The following is a 20022-nucleotide window of genomic DNA, read 5'->3' as shown; positions in this document are numbered from 1 at the left end:
GGGGCCCGGCCGTGGGTTGCTACGCGATTACTGCAGGAGCTTCAGGACCTGCTGCGGCAGCGAGTTTGCCTGTGCGAGCACCGAGATGCCAGCTTGTTGCAGCACCTGGTTCTTCGACATGTTCGCGGTTTCCTGCGCGAAGTTCGCGTCGGTGATCTGCGACTGTGCCGACGACAGGTCGGTCGATTCTGCCTGCTGCGCCGTGGCGATTGCCGTGAAGCGGTTTTGTGCCGCACCGAGCTGTGCCTGAACGTTGTTCACCGTTTGCAGCGCGTTGTCGATCGACACCATCGCAACGTTCGCACCGCTGACGGTGCTGATGTCGAGGTTCGACACAGTCTTCGGCGTGTTGACGGCGTTGATCTGTGCGATCGCGTTGTTGATCGCCGTCAGCTGTGCAGCGGTGGTGCCCGCGCCGGTTGCGCCCGTTTGCAGCGACAGTGCGCCGACTGCCGTACCCGTGCCGGCCGTCGCGTTCGAGCCGAACACTGCCGTTGCCGCGGCCGACGTGATGCCCTGGCCGTTTTGGTCCGTGAACGTGTAGCCGCCCTGACCGTCGGAAATCACGTTGATCGCGGTGATCGCTGCACCCGAGCCGGTGTACGCGCCGGCGTTCGTGAGCGACAGACCCGTCACCGTACCGACCGTCTGACCCTTCTGCACCAGGCCGCCGCCGATCTTGGCAGCCGACATGCTTTGGCTCAGGTCCAGCGAAATCGTCTGGCCGACGTTCGCGCCGACCTGGAACGACACGATGCCTGCCGAGCCGTCAAGGATGTTCGTGCCGTTGTACGTCGTTTGCGACGCGATACGGTTCACTTCCTGGATCTGTTGCGCAACTTCCTGTTGCAGTGCCGCCTGGTCGGTCGAGGACATCGTGCCCGTCGATGCCTGGACGGCCAGCTGGCGGATACGTTGCAGGCTGTTCGTCAGCGACGACAGTGCGCTCGATGCCGTTTGAATCATCGACACGCCGTCGTTCGCGTTCGACACGCCCTGGTTCAGACCGTTGATCTGGGTCTGCATCCGGGTCGAGATCGCGAGGCCTGCTGCATCGTCTGCCGCGCTGTTGATGCGCTTGCCCGACGACAGGCGCGTGATGGCCTGGGACAGGGCGTTTTGCGAGCCGTTGAGGTTCTGCTGTGCAACCAGCGAGTTGATGTTGCTGTTAATTCCGAGCATGGAAAAATCTCCTGTGTAAGCCGAAAGCCCTGGAAAGCCGTTTTGGCGTCGGCGGAAGCACTCGTTCATTGCTGGCCGCCTCAGAGCAGGATTTCGGCGCACCAAAACAAAACTTGAGGGGCGCGTTGAGATTCGGCCCGATTTTTTATCCTTCTTTGTCATTTCGGACCGATCCGGCGCGATGCCGGATGGACGGGGCTTGAGAGCGGTCTCGCCACGCAGTCGTTCGCCTGTGCACACGCAATCGACAAAAGGGTGGTTTTGTCTGTGATTCCCTGCTATGATGGCGGGCTGAATTGAGATTTCTGTCAAGCCTCTGCCGTTTTCGGCGTGTCTGCTGGCAGTCAAACGCGGCGCTGCACGCGGCTTGTGAAGCGTACTCGCGGTGCTTTCCGCCTCTCTTTTCCGGCCTCCGAGGCCGTATTTCCGCTCGTTTCGCCAGTTTGTGGGGACGCTCGGATGGCCGGTGCGTGGCGCTTGGCCGCTACGTTTTTGACCGTTTAAGCAATTTAGGAACGACATGACGACGATTCTTCTGAAAGAAAACGAGCCGTTCGAAGTGGCGATTCGCCGCTTTCGCCGTGCTATCGAAAAAAATGGCCTGATCGCTGAACTGCGCGAGCGCCAGTCCTACGAAAAGCCGACCGCAGTCCGCAAGCGCAAGAAGGCAGCAGCCGTCAAGCGCCTGCACAAGCGCCTGCGCAGCCAGATGCTGCCGAAGAAGCTCCACTAAGAGCGTCTGACGGTTCGCCGCGAAACGGCGGAGCGAGCTTCGAAAGAAGCCGCTCCGCCGTTTTGCTTTTGCGGTTCGGGAAAATCCCGAGGCCGCCGCGGTGCGGCCATGCCGGCCTGCGGCCGCCGGCGCGGGGTTCAGAAGTCGATCTTCGCGCTCAGGCTCACCGTGCGCGGGTCGCCCGGCTTCACGTAGTCCGCGTACTGGTATTCCCAGTAACGGCGGTTCAGCACGTTGTCGATCGACGCGCGCAGCGTCACGTCGTGGCGGCCGATCCGCGTCAGGTAACGCGCCCCCGCATTGACGACGAGAAAGCCCGGGGCGTCGAGGCCGCCGGCCGCGCGCAGCGGCGTCGCGCCGGTGAATTTCGCATCGACGCCGAGCGTCAGCCCCGGCACGCCGGGTACCGCATAGCCGACGTCGCCGGCGAGCACGAAACGCGGTGCGCCCGCGACGCGGTTGCCGTTGTTGCCGATCCCGTTCGCGTACCACGCGTCGAGCAGCATCGCGTCGACGCCCGCGTTCCAGCGCGCGCCGAATTTCGCGCGCGCACCGAACTCGATCCCCTGAATGACCGATTCGCCGTCCTGCACGTAGACGTTCGCCGCGTTCGCATATTCGGCGCTGCGCTCGATGCGGAACAACGCGGCCGTCGCGCTCCAGCGCGCGTGCTCGCTCTTGATCCCCAGTTCGTACTGTTTGCTGCGCAGCGGCTTGAGCACCTGGCCGGCGTTCGCGTAGACGTCGTTCACGCGGCTGCCGGGCTCGAGCGATTCGGCGTAGCTCGCGTACGCGGTGGTCGTCGGCGCGAGCTTGAACATCACCGCGAACGTCGGCGTCGCCACGCCGTTCTGGCGATAGGCGGGATCCTCGGCGCCGCTCGCCTGGAACGAGCGCTGCTCGTAGTTCATGTAGCGCACGCCGGCGAGCACCGACCAGCGCTCCGTGAGCTGCACGGTGTCGCTCGCGAACAGCGATTTCTGCACGATCTCGCTCGTGCGGTACTGGACGAAGCCGTGCGGGCTGTCGTAGCGGTAAGGATTCGGCGCATACAGGTTGCCGGCGCCGAGCGGCACGAACACGCTGTTCGCCGAATAGTCGTTCGCCTGCTTCTGCCACGACGCGCCGATCACGATCTGGTGGCTGAACGCTCCCGTGCGTACCTTGCCCTCGACCATCGCGCGCCACTGGCTGAAGCGGTGATCCTCCATCCCGACGTAGCGGCTGTCGGTGTAGTTGCCGGCCGCATCCTGCAGGTACAGCGTGCTTTCGTTGCGACGGCGCGTCGCCTTGCTGTAGCTGTACGCGACGTCGAGCTGCCAGTCGGGCGCGAGCTGGTACTGCAGCCCGGCCGTATAGAGCTGCAGGTTCGTGTTCAGGTACTGGTCCCTGCCGCCGAGGTTCGTCGTGCCGCCGCTGATCGTCGCGGGCAGCACGCCGCCTGGATAGCTGCCGGTGAAGATCGACGGCGTCTGGCCCGTCGTGCGGCGATCCTGGTACAGCGCGCCGACATTCACCGACAGGTCGCGCGTCAGGTTCGCCTGCAGCGCGAGCGATACGCTGTCGCGGCGGATGTTGCCGTCGTTGTATGTCCTGCCTTCCTCGTGCGTCGCGTTCAGCCGCGCGCCGAACCTGCCGTCCGGCCCGAAGCGCTGGCCAAGATCGACGTGCTCGGTCCACACATTGGTGCTCCGGTAGCCGACGTCGACGCTGCGCACGGGTTCGGCGCCAGGCTGCTTCGTCACGTAGTTGACGACGCCGCCGGGCGTCACGAAGCCGTACAGGAAACCGCCGAGCCCCTTCAGCAGCTCGACGCGATCGAGCTGCTCGTACGGCATCGTGATCCCGTACGTGACGAACGGCAGCCCGTCGATCTTGTAGCCGTTCTGCCAGTCGAGCTGCATGCCGCGTACGGTCATGTAGCTGGCCCACGCGCTGTACGCGCCGCTGTTGTCGGACACCGACGCGTCGTTCGCGAACACGTCGCCGAGCTTGTACGGCTGGCGTGCCTCGAGTTCCTCCGACGTGACGATCGTCGTCGAGAACGGCGTGTCGAGCTGGCTGCGCGTGCCGAGCGCGCCGGTGGAGACCGTGTCGGTCAGGTGCTGCGGCGAGTCGTGCGCGGCCGTGACGTTGACGGCAGGCAGCACCGTGGCGCCGCTGGGAGAATCGTCCGCGTGCGCGAGCGACGCGGCAACGCAGGCAAGGGCGGCGGCCATGCGACGTGGACGGACGGGAGGGCGGGCGAGGCTGACGGTCATCGTGGATAAGTAAAAATGCAAGTAAGAATCATTCGCATTGCTATAAAATGCCGCGCATCGTACCAAAACCCGTCGAACGCGCAACAATTCCATGCCGCGTGCAAGGGCATCCGGCCTCGCCAGCGACGGCCGGCATCGCTCGTGCGCGGCGCGTGACCTCAAATGACCTGCATTCCGTTGATCCGGGGCCGTTCGTGCCGGCCCGCTTTCCCTTTGCCGGGGGCGCGATGAATGCGTTCCTGCGACCGTTTCTCGTCCGCCTGCATCGCTGGTTCGGCCTCGCGATCGCGCTGTTCCTGTTCGCCGCGGGGCTGACCGGCGCACTGATCGCGTGGGACCACGAGCTCGACGCGCTACTGAACCCGGACTTCTACACCGCACGCAGCGATGCGGCGCCGCTTGATCCGCTCGCGCTCGCGGCGCGCATCGAGGCCGCCGACCCGCGCGTGCAGGTGACCTATCTGCCGCTCGCGATCGAACCGGGCCATACGCTGCAGGCCGGCGTGATGCCGCGCACCGATCCGGCGACCGGCCAGCCGTACGCGCTCGACTTCAGCCAGATCGCCGTCGATCCCGCGACCGGCGCGGTGCAGGGGCGCCGCGAATGGGGCGCGCTGTCGCTCGCGCGGCTCGACCTGATGCCGTTCATCTACCGGCTGCACTACTCGCTGTTCCTGCCGGTGTACGGCGGGATCAACTTCGGGTTCTGGGTGATGGGCATCGTCGGCATCGTGTGGGCGATCGACAGCCTGATCGCGCTCGTGCTCGCGTTTCCGAACCTGAAAAGCTGGCGCAAGTCGTTCGCGTTCCGCGTGCGGCGCGGCGGCTATCCGCTGGTGTTCGACCTGCACCGCTCGGGCGGCGTGTGGGTGTGGGGGCTGCTGCTGGTCGTCGCGGTCACGTCGATCTCGATGAATCTCGCCGTGCCCGTCGTGCGGCCGCTGGTATCGCTGGTGTCGCCGCTCGCCGAGACGCCGTACACGAACCCCGAACACTTCCCGCCCGCGCCGCCGGGCAGCACGATGCTGCGGCGCGAGCGGATCGTCGAGATCGCGCGCGCGGCCGGGCGCGACGCCGGGATCGCCGCGCCGCCCGGCGCGCTGCTGTTCGCGCCGGCGATGAATGCCTACGCGGTCGGGTTCTTCACGCCCGGCAACGATCACGGCGACGTCGGGCTCGGCAACGCGTGGCTCTACTGGGACGCCGTGACCGGCAAGCCCGTCGCCGCCCAGGTGCCGGGCCGCGGCTCGGCCGGCGACCTGTTCATGCAGGCGCAGTTTCCGCTGCACTCGGGGCGGATCGCCGGCGTCGCGGGCCGCGCCGCGGTGAGCGTGCTCGGGATCGTCATCGCGATGCTGAGCGTGACGGGCATCTGCATCTGGGTGAAGAAGCGCAGCGCGCGCGTGCGGGCCGCACGCAGTGCGCGGGCGGTTGCGCCGGTGCCGTCGCGCGCCGCGAGGTGAGCGGTTGCGCGTTGCGCATCGTTTCGTGAGGGGGCGGCTGGCGGCCTGGCCGGAATTGCCGGCACAACCGGCATAACCGCCGCAGGGGCCGCGGCGAACGACGGGCGGCCGGCGGATGCCCGCGCCGTCAGCCCGCCTTGCGCCGGCGTGCCGGCTGCTTGCCGCCGAGCGCCGCGCATTGCGCGTGGCACGGGCAGCCGACCTCGTGATCGTTGACCATGCCGGTGGCCTGCATCAGCGCATAGCAGATCGTCGAACCGACGAACTTGCAGCCGTACGCCTTCAGCGCCTTGCTGAGCGCGTCGGACTGCTCGGTCGACGCGGGCGCGTCGCGGTACGACTGCCACGCGTTCTGGACCGGCGTGCCGTCGACGAACGACCACAGGAACGCGGCGAGCGACCCGTGCTCTTCCCGGATGCGCTGCACGGCACGCGCATTGGTGACCGCCGATTCGACCTTGGCGCGATTGCGCACGATGCCGGGATTCTCGAGCAGCTTTTCGATGCGCTTCGGCGTGAAGCGCGCGACGGCATCGACGTCGAAATCCGCAAAGGCGTCGCGATAGCCCGCGCGCTTGTTCAGGATCGTCGACCACGACAGCCCGGCCTGCGCCCCTTCCAGGATCAGCATTTCGAACAGGTGGCGATCGTCGTGCGACGGCACGCCCCACTCGGTATCGTGATAGTGAGCATCCGCTTCAGTCTTCACCCAGTTGCACCGCTGCGACATCGTCTGCCTCGTTTTCAGTGTCGATTCGATCGCGCCAGCATAGCGGAAGCCCTTTTCACGGAACAGCCGGCCGAACGGCAGATGGGCGCGCGGCGCCGATCCGGTTAAGCTTGGCGCCTGTTCGAATCAGCGGGATGAAGGCATGGCGGCATTACTTTTTGCGATCGGGATCGACGGTGGCGGCACGGGCACGCGCGCGGTGCTGGCCGACCGGCACGGGCGCGAGCTCGCGCAGGGGCGCGGCGGCCCGTCGGGGCTCGGGCTCGGCATCGAGCGCGCGTGGGCGTCGATCGGCGCGGCCTGCGCGGACGCGTTCACGCGGGCCGGCCTCGCATTCGACTGGCCGCAGTGCGCGCTCGGCTGCGGGCTCGCGGGCGTCAACAATGCCGCGTGGCTCGCCGCGTTCCGCGCGCAGGCCCCGCTCGGCGCGCTCGCGGTCGAGAGCGACGCATATACGACCGTCGTCGGCGCACACGGCGGCGCGCCGGGGCTCATCGTCGCGCTCGGCACCGGCAGCATCGCGGCGGCGCTCGATGCGGCCGGCGCCTGCCGGATCGCGGGCGGCTTCGGCTTTCCGTCCGGCGACGAGGCGAGCGGTGCGTGGCTCGGCGTGCGCGCGCTCGCGTATGCGCAGCAGGCGCTCGACGGCCGCGTACCGCGCGATGCGTTCGCGAACGCGTTGCTCGCGGAAACGGGCGCGCAGGATCGCGACGCGCTCGTCCAGTGGTCGTGCGATGCGAACCAGACGATCTACGCGCGGCTTGCGCCGATCGTGTTCGCGCACCGTTCGCATCCGGTCGCGGGCGCGCTGATCGCGCAGGCGGGCGACGAGATCGGCAAGATGATCGACGCGCTCGATCCGCAGCAGGCGCTGCCGGTCGCGCTGTGCGGCGGCCTGGCGGACGCACTGGCTCCGGCCGTGCCGGCGCGCCACGCCGCGCGGCTGCGCGCGCCGCTCGACGATTCGGCGCACGGCGCGCTGCGGCTCGCGCTGCAGGCGCTGCGCGAGGCGGAAGGCAACTGAGCAACTGAAGGCATTTGAGGACAGCTGAACGCGTACCGAAACCGGGCCGACGGCGGCGATCGGCCGGGAACCGTCCGGCGGGCAACCGGGCACGACGTTAGAATGGCCGTTCCGCAGAGCCCTGAGCGCCATTCTTCCGTCCCATGTACAAAGTCATCGCCACCGATCTCGACGGTACCTTGCTGAACAGCGACCACCAGCTCGATCCGTACACGATCGACACCGTCCGCCGGCTCGACCGCGACGGCCTGCAGTTCGTGATCGCCACCGGGCGCCACTACGCGGACGTCGCCGGCATTCGCGACGTGCTCGGCATCCGGCCGTACCTGATCACGTCGAACGGCGCGCGCGTGCATGCGCCGGACGACACGACGATCCACGCGCAGGACATCGATCCGGCAATCGTCCGCGGCCTCGTGCAGCCGGATATCGTCGGTGCGCACGGCCGCGTGATCGTCAACCTGTTCACCGACCAGGGCTGGCTGATCGACCGCGACGCGCCGCACCTGCTCGAATTCCACCAGGATTCGGGCTTCCGCTACGACGTGATCGACATGGCCGCGCACGACGGCACGGATATCGCGAAGGTGCTGTACATCGGCGATCCGGCCGATCTGGCGGTCGTCGCCGAGCAGATGCGCGTGCGCTTCGGCGATGCGCTGTATGTCACGTACTCGCTGCCCGACTGCCTGGAAGTGATGACCGCGAACGTGTCGAAGGGCCGCGCGCTGCGCTCGGTGCTCGCGCGGCTCGGTGTCGACACCGGCCACTGCATCGCATTCGGCGACAACATGAACGACATCGACCTGCTCGAAACCGCCGGCCACGCGTTCATGATGAACAACGCGAACCCCGACCTGGTCGCGCGGTTGCCGCACATCCCGCGGATCGGCAACAACTTCGACGCGGGCGTCGCCCGTCACCTGCGCACGCTGTTCTCGCTCGAAGGCAACGCCGCCGCGTCCTGAGCGTCCGCCCCGGGCGGAAATGAAAAACGGGCGCCAGCGGCGCCCGTCGAAATTACCTGCCTCTATCTTCTTGGACAGCGTGAGGCTCGCTGCTCTGCTCGCTTGACCCCGTAGTGATTTATTCGCTTGTGCGAGCGGATGCCGGCAGCAGGTCGACGGCGTTGTCACGCCCGGCGACCAGCGGGTAGATGATCCCGGCGAGTGCCGCGCCGATGATCGGCGCCACCCAGAACAGCCAGAGCTGGCCGATCGCTTCGCCGCCCACGAACAGCGCGGGGCCGGTCGAGCGGGCCGGGTTCACCGACGTGTTGGTGACCGGAATCGAGATCAGGTGAATCAGCGTCAGGCAAAGGCCGATCGCGATCGGCGCGAAGCCGGCCGGTGCGCGCTTGTCGGTGGCGCCCAGGATCACGAACAGGAAGAAGCCCGTCATCACGACTTCGCAAATGAACGCCGCGCCGAGTGCGTAGTGGCCGGGCGAGCGCTCGCCGAAGCCGTTCGTCGCGAAGCCGCTGCCGACGACGTCGAAGCCCGGCTTGCCGGTCGCGATCAGGTACAGCACGAATGCGCCGAGCGTCGCGCCGACAACCTGCGCGACGATGTACGGCACGAGATCGCGTGCGGGGAAGCGGCCGGCGACCGTCAGGCCGACGCTTACCGCAGGATTCAGGTGGCAGCCCGAAATATGGCCAATTGCGAATGCCATCGTCAGCACGGTCAGGCCGAAGGCAAGTGCGACGCCGGCAAAGCCGATGCCGAGGCCCGGAAAGGCGGCGGCCAGCACGGCGCTTCCGCACCCGCCGAGCACCAGCCAGAACGTGCCGAATGCCTCTGCAGCGAGACGCTGAGAAAGATTCATGTAAGGACCTCGTTCAAGTTCAAGTGGATTGAAGGCGACCGGACGATGCGACGGATTTAAACCGTCATCCGGAATTGGTCTGGATTATAGGAAATGAATCGGGTGGGGGAGGGTCAACGATTGTTAAATTTTAATGGCTGACGAATGCCCTTATTAGAATAAGTCCGCATTCTCGATATAGTCGAATCGGTTAAAGATGGCAGCATTAATTTCGAAGGGCAGGGCGGCAGTGCGGATGGCGTAACGGATGTTGGTGTCCCGGCCGGATTCGCCGGGGCCGCATCATCAAAAGGGGAGTCGAAAAATGTCTCAATACGCGAAACTCAAGGCGCAGATCGCGGATCTGCAGGCCCAGGCGGATGATGTGCGCCGCCAGGAAGTGGCGGCAGTGATTGCCGAAGTCCAGCAAAAGATTGCCGAATATGGACTGACTGCCCAGGATCTGGGCTTCGCGGAGCGAGCGAAGCGCGGGCGCCCGCCGAAGAAGGCGCCGCTGCCGCCGAAATACCGCGATCCGAAGTCGGGCGCGACCTGGAGCGGGCGCGGCAAGCCGCCGAATTGGATCGTCGGTAAAAACCGCGATCGTTTCCTGATCGAATGACCGAATGACCGAAAACCCAAACAAAAGAGCCGCATCTCGATGCGGCTCTTTTGTTTGGCGCGCCGATTGCGGCGCGGATTGGATTACGAAATATTTCTTCGCGGATTTCCGTATCAGGCGCCGGCGACGCGGCGCAATGCCGGTTGACGCGCTCCCGTGCAAAGCGATTCGTAAGTTTCGACATAACGCTGCGCCATTGCCTTCGAACTGAAGCGCGTATCGAATCGTTCGCGGATCGCGGTGCGCGACAGGCTGTCGATCCGGTGCAGCGCGCCGACCGCACCCTGTACGTCCTCGACGATGAAGCCCGTGACGCCGTCCTCGATCACTTCCGGCACCGAGCCGCGGTTGAATGCGACGACCGGCGTGCCGCAGGCCATCGCCTCGATCATCACGAGGCCGAACGGCTCCGGCCAGTCGATCGGGAACAGCAGCGCCTTCGCGCCGGACAGGAACGCGGGCTTCTGCGCCTCGTTGATCTCGCCGATGAATTCGACGTGCGCCTCGCCGAGCAGCGGCTCGATCACTTCCTTGAAATAGTCGGCGTCCGCCTTGTCGACCTTCGCGGCGATCTTCAGCGGCAGGCCGCTTTGCGCGGCGATCCGGATCGCGGTGTCGACGCGCTTTTCGGGGCAGATCCGGCCGAGGAACGCGAGGTATTCGGGCTTCACGCCCGGCTGCGGCGTGAGCAGCGTGTCGGGCAGCCCGTGATACACGGTGCCGGCCCACGCGGCCTGCGGCAGCGGCTTGCGCTGGTTGTTCGAGATCGACACGACCGGCGCGTCGGGGAACGCGTCGAACACCGGCTGCAGTTCCGGCAGGTCGAGGCGGCCGTGCAGCGTCGTCACGTACGGCGTGTCGAGGCGCGACATCAGCGGGAACGGCAGGTAGTCGAGGTGGAAGTGCAGCACGTCGAATTCGTGCGCGACCCGGGCGACCTGCTCGAGGAGGCGCATATGGGGCGCCATCGAATCGCGGATCGACGGATCGAGCCGCAGCGCGCGCGGCCAGGCCGCCTCGAGGCGCGCCGACGTGACGGAGTCGCCGCTGGCGAACAGCGTCACGTCGTGGCCGAGTTCGACGAGCGCCTCGGTGAGGTAGGACACGACACGCTCGGTGCCGCCGTAGAGTTTCGGCGGAACGGCTTCGTAAAGCGGCGCGATCTGGGCAATTCGCATGGGTGTTCTCCTGTTTGATCCGGGGGCACGAGGGTGCCGATGCGGATCCCGTGCAAGGTTGCGGAACTCGCCGACGCACGCGGTTGGCGGTACGTGGCCGTGCCCTGGGCGGGGTGCGCGGGGCGCCGGACGGCAAGCTGCGGGGCGGGCCGGCACGGCTCGCGCCGCCGCCCATTGGAGTCCATTATCGATATCGCCCTGAGGGGTTCGAGTGTTTTTTCAAACACTTAAGGCTTGTTACACGATGAAATACGCAAAAACCCCGAGAAAAAGGGCGCGGAATCAGGAATGGAGACAGATGCAACTATTGTTGCGTCATCGTGAAAAAGCACTATAATTTTTACCGATTCGATTGCCGGCAGCCTTGCCCGGAAAGCCTTTCGTTATTGCACCGAGGCCATTGGATCCATCACAGCCGAACCCGCGCCGGCGCTTGCTTTCCCGACTGAAGCTTTCAATTCGCCTTGTCGGAAAAATTCCTACACGGTTTACAGACAAATCCTGCATGGCATACGCCACTTCGCTGATACCGGCATAAATGCCGTTTGGCCAAAATTCGCCCTGTAAGACTATAAACGAGCCGACTGCGCGCCCAGAGCGCCCTGATCGAGCAAACGTTTTCATAACACGAATGGCCAAAGAAAGCTCTTTAACGGGGGAATCATGAGCGCTACCAGCGAAATGCTCAGTGAGATCAAAGAGGTCAACCTGTCGTACCTCCTCCTCGCGCAACGCCTGCTGCGGGAAGACAAGGCGATGGGCATGTTCCGCATGGGAATTTCCCAGGAACTGGCCGACGTGCTCGGGAACCTCACGCTCGCACAGACCGTGAAACTCGCCGCGTCCAACCAGATGCTGTGCCGCTTCCGCTTCGATGATCACGCGCTGCTGTCGTCGCTCGCCGACAAGGGCCGCAGCGATGTCGTCGCGCACGCCCACTCGGCCATCCTGATGGCCGGGCAGCAGGTCGAAGGCGTCCGCTGATCCATCACCCCGCCTTGCGTTGAGTCCCGGCGTGTCGCGCCGGCGGACAGCGTATTGGCCACCCATCCGAATCACGTCAAGCGGACGGTTATCACCATGGCAAGCAAAAGCGTCGTGATCGAGGTGAAGGAAATCACCCTCGCCATCGAACTGATCGAACTGGGCGCCCGGCTGCAGTTGCTGGAAGCGGAGACGAGCCTGTCGCGGGATCGTCTGATCAAGCTGTACAAGGAACTGAAGGGCGTGTCGCCGCCGAAGGGGATGCTGCCGTTCTCGACCGACTGGTTCATGACGTGGCAGCCGAACATCCACTCGTCGCTGTTCTACAACATCTACCGGTTCATGCAGGACCACGGCCGCTGCGAGCCGATCCAGTCGATCGTGAAGGCGTACCGGCTCTACCAGGAGCACGTGAACCTGTCCGGCGACGAGGCCGCGCTGAGCCTCACGCGCGCGTGGACGCTCGTGCGTTTCTTCGATTCGGGGATGCTGCAGATGACCCCCTGCACGCGCTGCGGCGGCCACTTCGTCGCGCATGCGCATGATCCACATCAAGGTTTCGTCTGCGGCCTTTGCCAGCCGCCGTCGCGCGCGGGCAAGACCCGCAAGGCCGCCGCCGCGCGCGCCGAACTGGCCGCCGCCGCGGCCTGAGCGCCGGGCCGGGCAAGGCCGGGCGGGCGCGAGCGGCCGCGCCGGGCGGCGCGAATCGCCCGCAAATCGCCCGTGAATCGTCCGCGAATCGTCTGTGAATTGCTGGTAAACACCGTCGGGCCGCCGCCGGGCGGCCGCGAAAGTTTTCCTGCCGACTGCCGTAAACCTGTTTAACGGCGGTCTCCCCGCCGGTCATTCGTGAGGGACAGGCAGTGCTGATTATCGTGGGAACACTCGTGACGCTGTTGTCCGTCTTCGGCGGTTATGCGCTGGCAGGCGGGCATCTGGGCGCGTTGATCCAGCCCGTCGAGATCCTGATGATCGTGGGTGCCGGCGTCGGCGCATTCATCCTCGGCAACGGCGGCAAGACCATCAAGGCGACGCTGCGCGTGCTGCCGACGCTCTTCAAGGGCTCGAAATACACGAAGGATGTCTACATGGAGCTGATGGCGCTTCTTTACGTGCTGCTCGCGAAGGCACGCAAGGAAGGCACACTCACGCTCGAGGCCGACATCGACGATCCGGAAAAGAGCCCGATCTTCACGCAATACCCGAAGATCCTCGCCGATCACCACATCGTCGAATTCCTGACCGACTACCTGCGCCTGATGGTGGGCGGCAACATGAACGCGTTCGAGATCGAGAGCCTGATGGACGAGGAGATCGAGACGCACCACGCGGAAGGCGAAGGCCCCGCGCATGCGTTGATGCGCGTCGGCGACGCGATGCCGGCGTTCGGCATCGTCGCGGCCGTGATGGGCGTCGTGCACACGATGGCGTCCGCCGACAAGCCGCCCGCGGTGCTCGGCGCGATGATCGCGCAGGCGCTGGTCGGCACGTTCCTCGGGATCCTGCTGTCGTACGGGCTGATCGGGCCGCTCGCGAGCCTCGCGGAGCAGCGCGTCGCCGAGTCGACCAAGATGTTCCAGTGCATCAAGGTGACGATCCTCGCGACGCTGAACGGCTATGCGCCGGCGATCGCGGTCGAGTTCGGCCGCAAGGTGCTGTTCTCGACCGAGCGCCCGTCGTTTTCCGAGCTCGAAGAGCACGTGCGCCGCGTGAAGGCGAAGTGACGCGGAGCCCCCGATGAGCAAGAGCAAGGATCGCGCAATCGTCGTCAAGCGGGTGGCCCCGGCAAAGAAGGGCCACCACGGCGGCGCATGGAAGCTCGCGTACGCGGACTTCATGACCGCGATGATGGCGTTCTTCCTGCTGATGTGGCTGCTGAGCTCGGTCACGCCGGTGCAGCTGAAGGGGATCGCCGAATACTTCAACACGCCGCTGAAGGCCGCGCTGTTCGGCAGCGGGGACCGCAGCTCGCAGGATTCCAGCATCATCAACGGCGGCGGCCGCGACCTGTCGAGCGTCGACGCCGGCACGCTGCGCCGCACCGACGGCATGACGCAGCTCGCCGAGCGCCTCGCGAAAGCGGGCGACGAGAATTCCCGGTCGCAGGCGCAGGGTGCGCAGGACCGGCTCGAGCAGGCGCGCCTGCACGACCTGCAGATCAAGCTGATGGCCGCGATCGAGGCCAACCCGACGCTGCGCCAGTTCAAGCAGCAGATCCGCATCGATTCGACGCTGATGGGGCTGCGCATCGAGATCGTCGATTCGCAGAAGCGGCCGATGTTCGCGATGTCGAGCGACAACGTCGAGCCGTACATGCGCGACATCCTGCGCGAGATCGGCAAGACGCTGAACGACGTGCCGAACCGGATCATCGTCCAGGGCCATACCGACGCCGTGCCGTACGCGGGCGGCGAGGGCGGCTACAGCAACTGGGAACTGTCGGCCGACCGCGCGAATGCGTCGCGCCGCGAGCTGATCTCCGGCGGCATGGACGAGGCGAAGGTGCTGCGGGTGCTCGGCCTCGCGTCGACGCAGAACCTGAACAAGGCCGACCCGCTCGATCCGGAGAATCGCCGGATCAGCGTGATCGTGCTGAACCGCAAATCCGAAGAGGCGCTGATGCGCGACGATGCGACGACCACGACGCTGTCGGCCGATGCGGCCGGCTCGCAGCAGCTCGCGCAGCAGCTGGCCGGCCCGGCGCCGGCCGCGCGGCCGGCGCTCGCGGCGTCCGCCGTCGCCGTGCCGAAACCCTGACGCTTAAAAGATTCCGAGACAGACATGATCCGAACCATTCTCGCCATCGACGACTCCGCGACCATGCGTGCGCTGCTCCAGGCGACGCTGGCGCAGGCTGGCTACGACGTGACGGTGGCGCCGGACGGCGAGGCCGGCTTCGACCTGGCGGCCACCGTGCCGTACGACCTGGTGCTGACCGACCAGAACATGCCGCGCAAGAGCGGGCTCGAAGTGATCGCCGCGCTGCGCAAGCTGACCGCCTATACGGAAACGCCGATCCTCGTGCTGACGACCGAAGGCAGCGACGCATTCAAGGACGCCGCGCGCGACGCGGGCGCGACCGGCTGGATCGAGAAGCCGATCGACCCCGCCGTGCTGGTCGACCTGGTCGCGACGCTGTCCGAACCGGCCGCCTCCTGACATTCACGCGACGCATTCAACCCGGGACCGGGCATGACTCTCGACATCACTCAGTTCTACCAGACATTTTTCGACGAAGCGGACGAGCTGCTCGCGCAGATGGAGCAGTTGCTGCTGAACCTCGACGTCGGTTCGCCCGACCCCGAGGATCTGGCCGCGATCTTCCGTGCCGCGCATTCGATCAAGGGCGGCGCCGCGACGTTCGGCTTTTCCGCGCTGACCGATACGACGCACATCCTCGAATCGCTGCTCGACCGCGCACGCAACCATGAGCTGACGCTGACCAAGGAAATGGTCGACGCGTTCCTCGAGACCAAGGACGTGCTGTCCGACCAGCTCGTCGACTACCGTGCGAGCGCCGAACCGGACGCAGCCGCCGCCGCGACGATCTGCGCGAAGCTCGAGCGGCTGAAGGCCGAGAGCGGGGCGGATGCGCCGGCTGCCGCTGCCGCGCCGGTCGCCGCTGTCGCCGCACCGGTCGCGCCGGCCGCGCCGGCCGCAGAGACGGCCGCCGGCGATGATCGCGCGCCCGACCACGTGGTCGAGCAGGCCGTCGCGGCTGCGCATCCGGCGGCCGATGCCGGCGCGGACGAAGGCGGCCCGCACCTGAAGATCACGCTCGTGGGCGTCGACGCGAAGGACCAGGAGCTGCTGACCGAAGAACTCGGCAACCTCGGCCGGATCGTGGGCCGCGAGCAAGCGGGCGCCGACCTGACGCTGTGGGTCGAATCGGACGTGCCGTCCGACGACATCGTCGCCGTGTGCTGCTTCGTGATCGACGAAAGCCAGATCCGCGTCGCGCACGGCACGGCGCCGGCCGCGCCGGCCGCCGCTCATGAAGCCGCGGCACCCGCTGCGGCACCGGCTCCCGCTGCAGAACCGGCCGCCGCCGCGCAGCCGGTACGCGCCGAGGTCTTCACGCCGCAGGCCGCCGCGCAACCGGCCGCACCGGCATCGGCACCGCCGCCCGCGCCCGCCGCGCCGGCCGCCGCCGCGCCCGCGCCGCAGCCGGCCCAGCAAGCGCACGCCGACCACGCGCCGCAGGCCGCCGTGCATCACGACGACAAGCGCGCGCGCCCGGCCGCAGCGGCCGCATCGGGCGCCGAAGGCAGCTCGATCCGCGTCGGCGTCGAGAAGGTCGACCAGCTGATCAACCTCGTCGGCGAACTCGTGATCACGCAGGCGATGCTCGCGGAAACCGCGAGCGCGTTCGATCCGGCGCTGCACGACCGCCTGTTCAACGGGATGGCGCAGCTCGAGCGCAACGCGCGCGACCTGCAGGAAGCGGTGATGTCGATCCGGATGATGCCGATGGACTACGTGTTCAGCCGCTTCCCGCGGCTCGTGCGCGACCTCGCCGGCAAGCTCGGCAAGCAGGTCGAGCTCGTCACGTTCGGCCAGGCGACCGAGCTCGACAAGAGCCTGATCGAACGGATCATCGATCCGCTCACCCACCTCGTGCGCAACAGCCTCGACCACGGGATCGAGACGGTCGACAAGCGCGTCGCCGCCGGCAAGGACGCGGTCGGCCAGCTCGTGCTGTCGGCCGCGCATCACGGCGGCAACATCGTGATCGAGGTGAGCGACGACGGCGCGGGCCTGAACCGCGAACGCATTCTCGCGAAGGCGGCGAAACAGGGCATGCAGGTGTCCGACAACATCAGCGACGACGAAGTCTGGCAATTGATCTTCGCGCCGGGCTTCTCGACCGCCGAGACGGTGACCGACGTGTCGGGCCGCGGCGTCGGGATGGACGTCGTGAAGCGCAACATCCAGTCGATGGGCGGCCACGTCGAGATCACGTCGCAGGCCGGCCGCGGCACGACCACGCGGATCGTGCTGCCGCTCACGCTCGCGATCCTCGACGGGATGTCGGTGAAGGTCGGCAACGAGATCTTCATCCTGCCGCTGAACTTCGTGATGGAGTCGCTGCAGCCGTCGAACGACGACATCTACACGGTCGGCAACGGCGAGCGCGTGGTGCGCGTGCGCGGCGAATACCTGCCGCTCGTCGCGCTGCACGAGGTGTTCTCGGTCGATGACGCGCGCACCGACCCGACGCAGGGGATCGTCACGATCATGGAAACCGAGGGGCGCCGCTTCGCGATGCTGATCGACGAACTGGTCGGCCAGCAGCAGGTGGTCGTGAAGAACCTCGAAACCAACTACCGCAAGGTGCACGGCATCTCGGCGGCGACCATCCTCGGCGACGGCAGCGTCGCGCTGATCGTCGACGTCGCGGCGCTGAACCGCGAAACCCGTGCGACGCACGGCGCCCGTGCCGGCGCCGAGCTCGCGATGTTCTGATGTCTCTCGCCATTCAACCGATTGGGGGCAAACGTGTCTGCTGAAGTCCAAATGATCAATCCGGCCGCGGCGAACGCGGCAACGAGCCGCCGCGACGCGGAACAAGGCGACGCGACGGGCCAGGAATTCCTGGTGTTCACGCTCGGCGACGAGGAATACGGGATCGACATCCTGAAGGTGCAGGAAATCCGCGGCTACGACAGCGTCACGCGCATCGCGAACGCGCCGGATTTCATCAAGGGCGTGATCAACCTGCGCGGGATCATCGTGCCGATCGTCGACATGCGGATCAAGTTCCATCTCGGCCGCGTCGAGTACGACCACCAGACGGTCGTGATCATCCTGAACGTCGCGCATCGCGTGGTCGGGATGGTGGTCGACGGCGTGTCGGACGTGCTGACGCTGCAGACCGACCAGATCATGCCGGCGCCGGAATTCGGCGCGACGCTGACGACCGAGTACCTGACGGGCCTCGGCACGGTCGACGGCCGGATGCTGATCCTGATGGACATCGAGAAGCTGATGTCGAGCCGTGAAATGGCGCTGATCGAGACGCTCGGCGGGTAAGCGCGCCGCGTGCGCTGGAATTTCGGGAGAATCTGCAATGTTGCATAACTGGTCGATCCGCACGACGCTCACGGCGGTCGGACTCATCCTCGTGGCGCTGGCCGCAGCCGTCGGCGGGCTCGGCCTGTACGCGCTGAATCAAGCGAGCCGCTCGCTCGACGAGATCGCGCACGTCGACCTGCCGGCGATCCATGCGCTCGACGACACGTCGGCGCAGTTGCTGCGCGCGCGCGTGGCGCTCGACCGCTTCCGCACCCTGACCGAAGCCGGCAACTCGGCCGACGCGGCCAAGGTGCTCGACCGCGCGCAGGAGCTGTACGCGAAGTCGAACCAGAACTGGCAGGCGTTCCAGGCCACGCCGAAGCTCGGCGTCGAGCAGGCGCTCGTCGACGAACTCGCCGCACGCTATGCGACGATCGTGAAGGAAGGCGTCGAGCCCGAATTCGCGGCCGCGCGCGCGGGCGACATGGCCGCGTACCACGCGGTCGCCGATACCAAGATCAGCCCGATGTTCGTCGCGTACGACCAGGCGGCAGCGGCCGTGGTCGCTTCGCTGCAGAAGCGCGCGGAAGATCGCCAGGCCGCGACGCAATCGCAGATCTCGCTGATGATCGGGCTGATCGCGGCCGGCATCGCGATCGCGTTCGTCGTCGTGATCGCGATCCGCTTCGCGCTGCGCGGGCTGATCGTGCAGCCGCTCGAGGACGCGATCGCGCACTTCGAGCGCATCGCCGGCGGCGACCTCACCGAGCCGGTGAACGTGTTCAGCACCAACGAGATCGGCCGCCTGTTCGGCGGCATCAAGCGGATGCAGGACGCCGTCACGACGATGGTGCAAGCCGTGCATCGCGGCACCGAGTCGATCGACGTCGGCGCGCGCGAGATCTCGACCGGCAACACCGACCTGTCGCAGCGTACCGAGGAGCAGGCCGCGTCGCTGCAGGAAACCGCGTCGAGCATGGAGCAGCTGACGGGCACCGTGCGCCAGAACGCGGAGAACGCGCGGCAGGCCAGCCAGCTCGCGGTGAACGCGTCCGACATCGCGACGCAGGGCGGCGACGTGGTCGGCCAGGTCGTGTCGACGATGCAGGACATCGCGGCGAGCTCGGGCAAGGTCGTCGACATCATCGGCACGATCGAAGGCATCGCGTTCCAGACCAACATCCTCGCGCTGAACGCGGCGGTCGAAGCCGCGCGCGCGGGCGAACAGGGCCGCGGCTTCGCGGTGGTCGCGGGCGAGGTGCGCTCGCTCGCGCAGCGCAGCGCGAGCGCCGCGAAGGAAATCAAGCAGCTGATCGGCGATTCGGCCGAGAAGGTCGAAAGCGGGTCGGCGCTCGTGTCGCGCGCCGGTTCGACGATGGACGAGATCGTGCAGGCCGTGCGCCGCGTGACCGACATCATGGGCGAGATCAGCGCCGCGTCGGACGAGCAGTCGACCGGCATCGAGCAGGTCAACCGCGCGGTCGGCCAGATGGATTCGGTCACGCAGCAGAACGCGGCGCTCGTCGAGCAGGCGGCCGCCGCGGCCGCGTCGCTCGAGGAGCAGACGCGCCAGATGAAGACGGTCGTCGCCGGCTGGCGCGTCGCGGGCGGCATCGTGCTCGCGCCGTCGCGCGGTGTCGCGCGGCCGGTCGCGCATGATCCGGCGCATGCGCCGGCGCTGACGTCGGAGCCGCGTTTCGACGCGGCGCCGGTCGCCGCGCTGCCGGCCCCGCAGGCCGCCGCCCAACCGGCACGGCGTGCCGCGCCGGCGCCGCGTGCCGCGGCCGCGTCGGGCGCCGGTCACGAACCGAAGCGCGCGGCCGATGCCGGCGCGCATGCGCAGAAGGACGCGCCGGCTTCCCGCGGCGCCGCCGCGGGCGGCTACGGGCCGCGTCTCGCGAAATCCGCCGCGCCGGCCGACAAGCCGGCCGCGAAGCCCGCGCTCGTGCGCCCGGCGCTGAACGGCGAGAAGCCGGCGCCGGCCACGTCCGGCACGTCCGATGACGATTGGGAGACCTTCTAAA

General features: G+C 67.0%; 19 protein-coding genes. 13 read left to right on the top strand and 6 right to left on the bottom strand.

All coding sequences use genetic code 11. The features are described 5' to 3' along the window. Positions 1 to 27 precede the first annotated feature (27 nt). Positions 28 to 1182 (bottom strand): flagellin, encoded by a 1155-nt coding sequence (locus ACTJLD_RS23210; RefSeq protein WP_176099688.1) that lies wholly within the window; start codon positions 1180 to 1182, stop codon positions 28 to 30. 520 nt (positions 1183 to 1702) lie between these two features. Here ACTJLD_RS23210 and rpsU point away from each other — a divergent pair. Then, entirely contained in the window at positions 1703 to 1915 is a 213-nt protein-coding gene (gene rpsU / locus ACTJLD_RS23205; RefSeq protein ID WP_006401410.1) for a 30S ribosomal protein S21, read from the top strand. A gap of 137 nt (positions 1916 to 2052) precedes the next feature. On the opposite strand, the gene ACTJLD_RS23200 is transcribed toward rpsU, so the two are convergent. Next, positions 2053 to 4176 (bottom strand): TonB-dependent siderophore receptor, encoded by a 2124-nt coding sequence (locus ACTJLD_RS23200; protein ID WP_440659781.1) that lies wholly within the window; start codon positions 4174 to 4176, stop codon positions 2053 to 2055. A 227-nt stretch (positions 4177 to 4403) separates the two neighbouring features. Between ACTJLD_RS23200 and ACTJLD_RS23195 the strand changes: the two genes are divergently transcribed. Then, positions 4404 to 5639, top strand: coding sequence for a PepSY-associated TM helix domain-containing protein (locus ACTJLD_RS23195; protein ID WP_440659752.1), 1236 nt, complete (start codon positions 4404 to 4406; stop codon positions 5637 to 5639). Between the two features lie 127 nt (positions 5640 to 5766). Here the strand turns inward: ACTJLD_RS23195 and ACTJLD_RS23190 are convergent, their stop codons facing one another. Further along, positions 5767 to 6369: a DNA-3-methyladenine glycosylase I gene (locus tag ACTJLD_RS23190; RefSeq protein WP_440659751.1), complete on the bottom strand. Its 603-nt coding sequence runs from the start codon at positions 6367 to 6369 to the stop codon at positions 5767 to 5769. A 142-nt stretch (positions 6370 to 6511) separates the two neighbouring features. On the opposite strand from ACTJLD_RS23190, the gene ACTJLD_RS23185 reads away from it, so the two are divergent. Both ACTJLD_RS23185 and ACTJLD_RS23180 read left to right on the top strand, forming a co-directional pair. After that, positions 6512 to 7393, top strand: coding sequence for a BadF/BadG/BcrA/BcrD ATPase family protein (locus tag ACTJLD_RS23185; protein WP_048025306.1), 882 nt, complete (start codon positions 6512 to 6514; stop codon positions 7391 to 7393). A gap of 143 nt (positions 7394 to 7536) precedes the next feature. After that, entirely contained in the window at positions 7537 to 8361 is an 825-nt protein-coding gene (locus tag ACTJLD_RS23180) for a Cof-type HAD-IIB family hydrolase (RefSeq protein ID WP_048025307.1), read from the top strand. Between the two features lie 118 nt (positions 8362 to 8479). Here the strand turns inward: ACTJLD_RS23180 and aqpZ are convergent, their stop codons facing one another. Further along, on the bottom strand, positions 8480 to 9220 hold the full coding sequence (gene aqpZ / locus ACTJLD_RS23175) for an aquaporin Z (RefSeq protein WP_021162848.1): 741 nt from the start codon (positions 9218 to 9220) through the stop codon (positions 8480 to 8482). A 304-nt stretch (positions 9221 to 9524) separates the two neighbouring features. Between aqpZ and ACTJLD_RS23170 the strand changes: the two genes are divergently transcribed. Further along, a complete protein-coding gene (locus tag ACTJLD_RS23170; RefSeq protein WP_021162849.1) occupies positions 9525 to 9821 on the top strand; it encodes an H-NS histone family protein in 297 nt (98 codons plus the stop codon). A 113-nt stretch (positions 9822 to 9934) separates the two neighbouring features. On the opposite strand, the gene ACTJLD_RS23165 is transcribed toward ACTJLD_RS23170, so the two are convergent. Then, the gene (locus ACTJLD_RS23165; protein ID WP_059528163.1) at positions 9935 to 10999 is read right to left on the bottom strand and encodes a glycosyltransferase family 4 protein; all 1065 of its coding nucleotides are present in this window, start codon (positions 10997 to 10999) and stop codon (positions 9935 to 9937) included. 315 nt (positions 11000 to 11314) lie between these two features. Continuing rightward, positions 11315 to 11638 (bottom strand): hypothetical protein, encoded by a 324-nt coding sequence (locus ACTJLD_RS23160; RefSeq protein ID WP_196488317.1) that lies wholly within the window; start codon positions 11636 to 11638, stop codon positions 11315 to 11317. 24 nt (positions 11639 to 11662) lie between these two features. Between ACTJLD_RS23160 and flhD the strand changes: the two genes are divergently transcribed. The 8 genes from flhD to ACTJLD_RS23120 all read left to right on the top strand — a co-directional run bounded on the left by flhD (position 11663) and on the right by ACTJLD_RS23120 (position 20021). Further along, entirely contained in the window at positions 11663 to 11983 is a 321-nt protein-coding gene (gene flhD, locus ACTJLD_RS23155; protein WP_027788649.1) for a flagellar transcriptional regulator FlhD, read from the top strand. 96 nt (positions 11984 to 12079) lie between these two features. After that, positions 12080 to 12634 (top strand): flagellar transcriptional regulator FlhC, encoded by a 555-nt coding sequence (gene flhC, locus ACTJLD_RS23150; protein ID WP_011350591.1) that lies wholly within the window; start codon positions 12080 to 12082, stop codon positions 12632 to 12634. Positions 12635 to 12846: 212 nt separating this feature from the next. Further along, positions 12847 to 13707 (top strand): flagellar motor stator protein MotA, encoded by an 861-nt coding sequence (gene motA / locus ACTJLD_RS23145; protein WP_011350592.1) that lies wholly within the window; start codon positions 12847 to 12849, stop codon positions 13705 to 13707. A 13-nt stretch (positions 13708 to 13720) separates the two neighbouring features. After that, entirely contained in the window at positions 13721 to 14740 is a 1020-nt protein-coding gene (motB, locus tag ACTJLD_RS23140; protein ID WP_027788648.1) for a flagellar motor protein MotB, read from the top strand. 24 nt (positions 14741 to 14764) lie between these two features. Beyond that, a complete protein-coding gene (locus tag ACTJLD_RS23135; protein ID WP_021164383.1) occupies positions 14765 to 15142 on the top strand; it encodes a response regulator in 378 nt (125 codons plus the stop codon). A 33-nt stretch (positions 15143 to 15175) separates the two neighbouring features. Then, complete coding sequence (gene cheA, locus ACTJLD_RS23130; RefSeq protein WP_440659750.1) at positions 15176 to 17449, top strand: chemotaxis protein CheA; 2274 nt, start codon at positions 15176 to 15178, stop codon at positions 17447 to 17449. Between the two features lie 51 nt (positions 17450 to 17500). Continuing rightward, on the top strand, positions 17501 to 18016 hold the full coding sequence (gene cheW / locus ACTJLD_RS23125) for a chemotaxis protein CheW (RefSeq protein ID WP_021164320.1): 516 nt from the start codon (positions 17501 to 17503) through the stop codon (positions 18014 to 18016). A 37-nt stretch (positions 18017 to 18053) separates the two neighbouring features. Then, a complete protein-coding gene (locus ACTJLD_RS23120) occupies positions 18054 to 20021 on the top strand; it encodes a methyl-accepting chemotaxis protein (protein ID WP_440659749.1) in 1968 nt (655 codons plus the stop codon). Position 20022: the final 1 nt, after the last annotated feature.

This window comes from Burkholderia sp. 22088 (assembly GCF_052045915.1).
GTDB lineage: Bacteria > Pseudomonadota > Gammaproteobacteria > Burkholderiales > Burkholderiaceae > Burkholderia > Burkholderia cepacia.
Note: the sequence above shows the minus strand (reverse complement) of the source record. Positions and strands in the feature narration are given on the sequence as shown.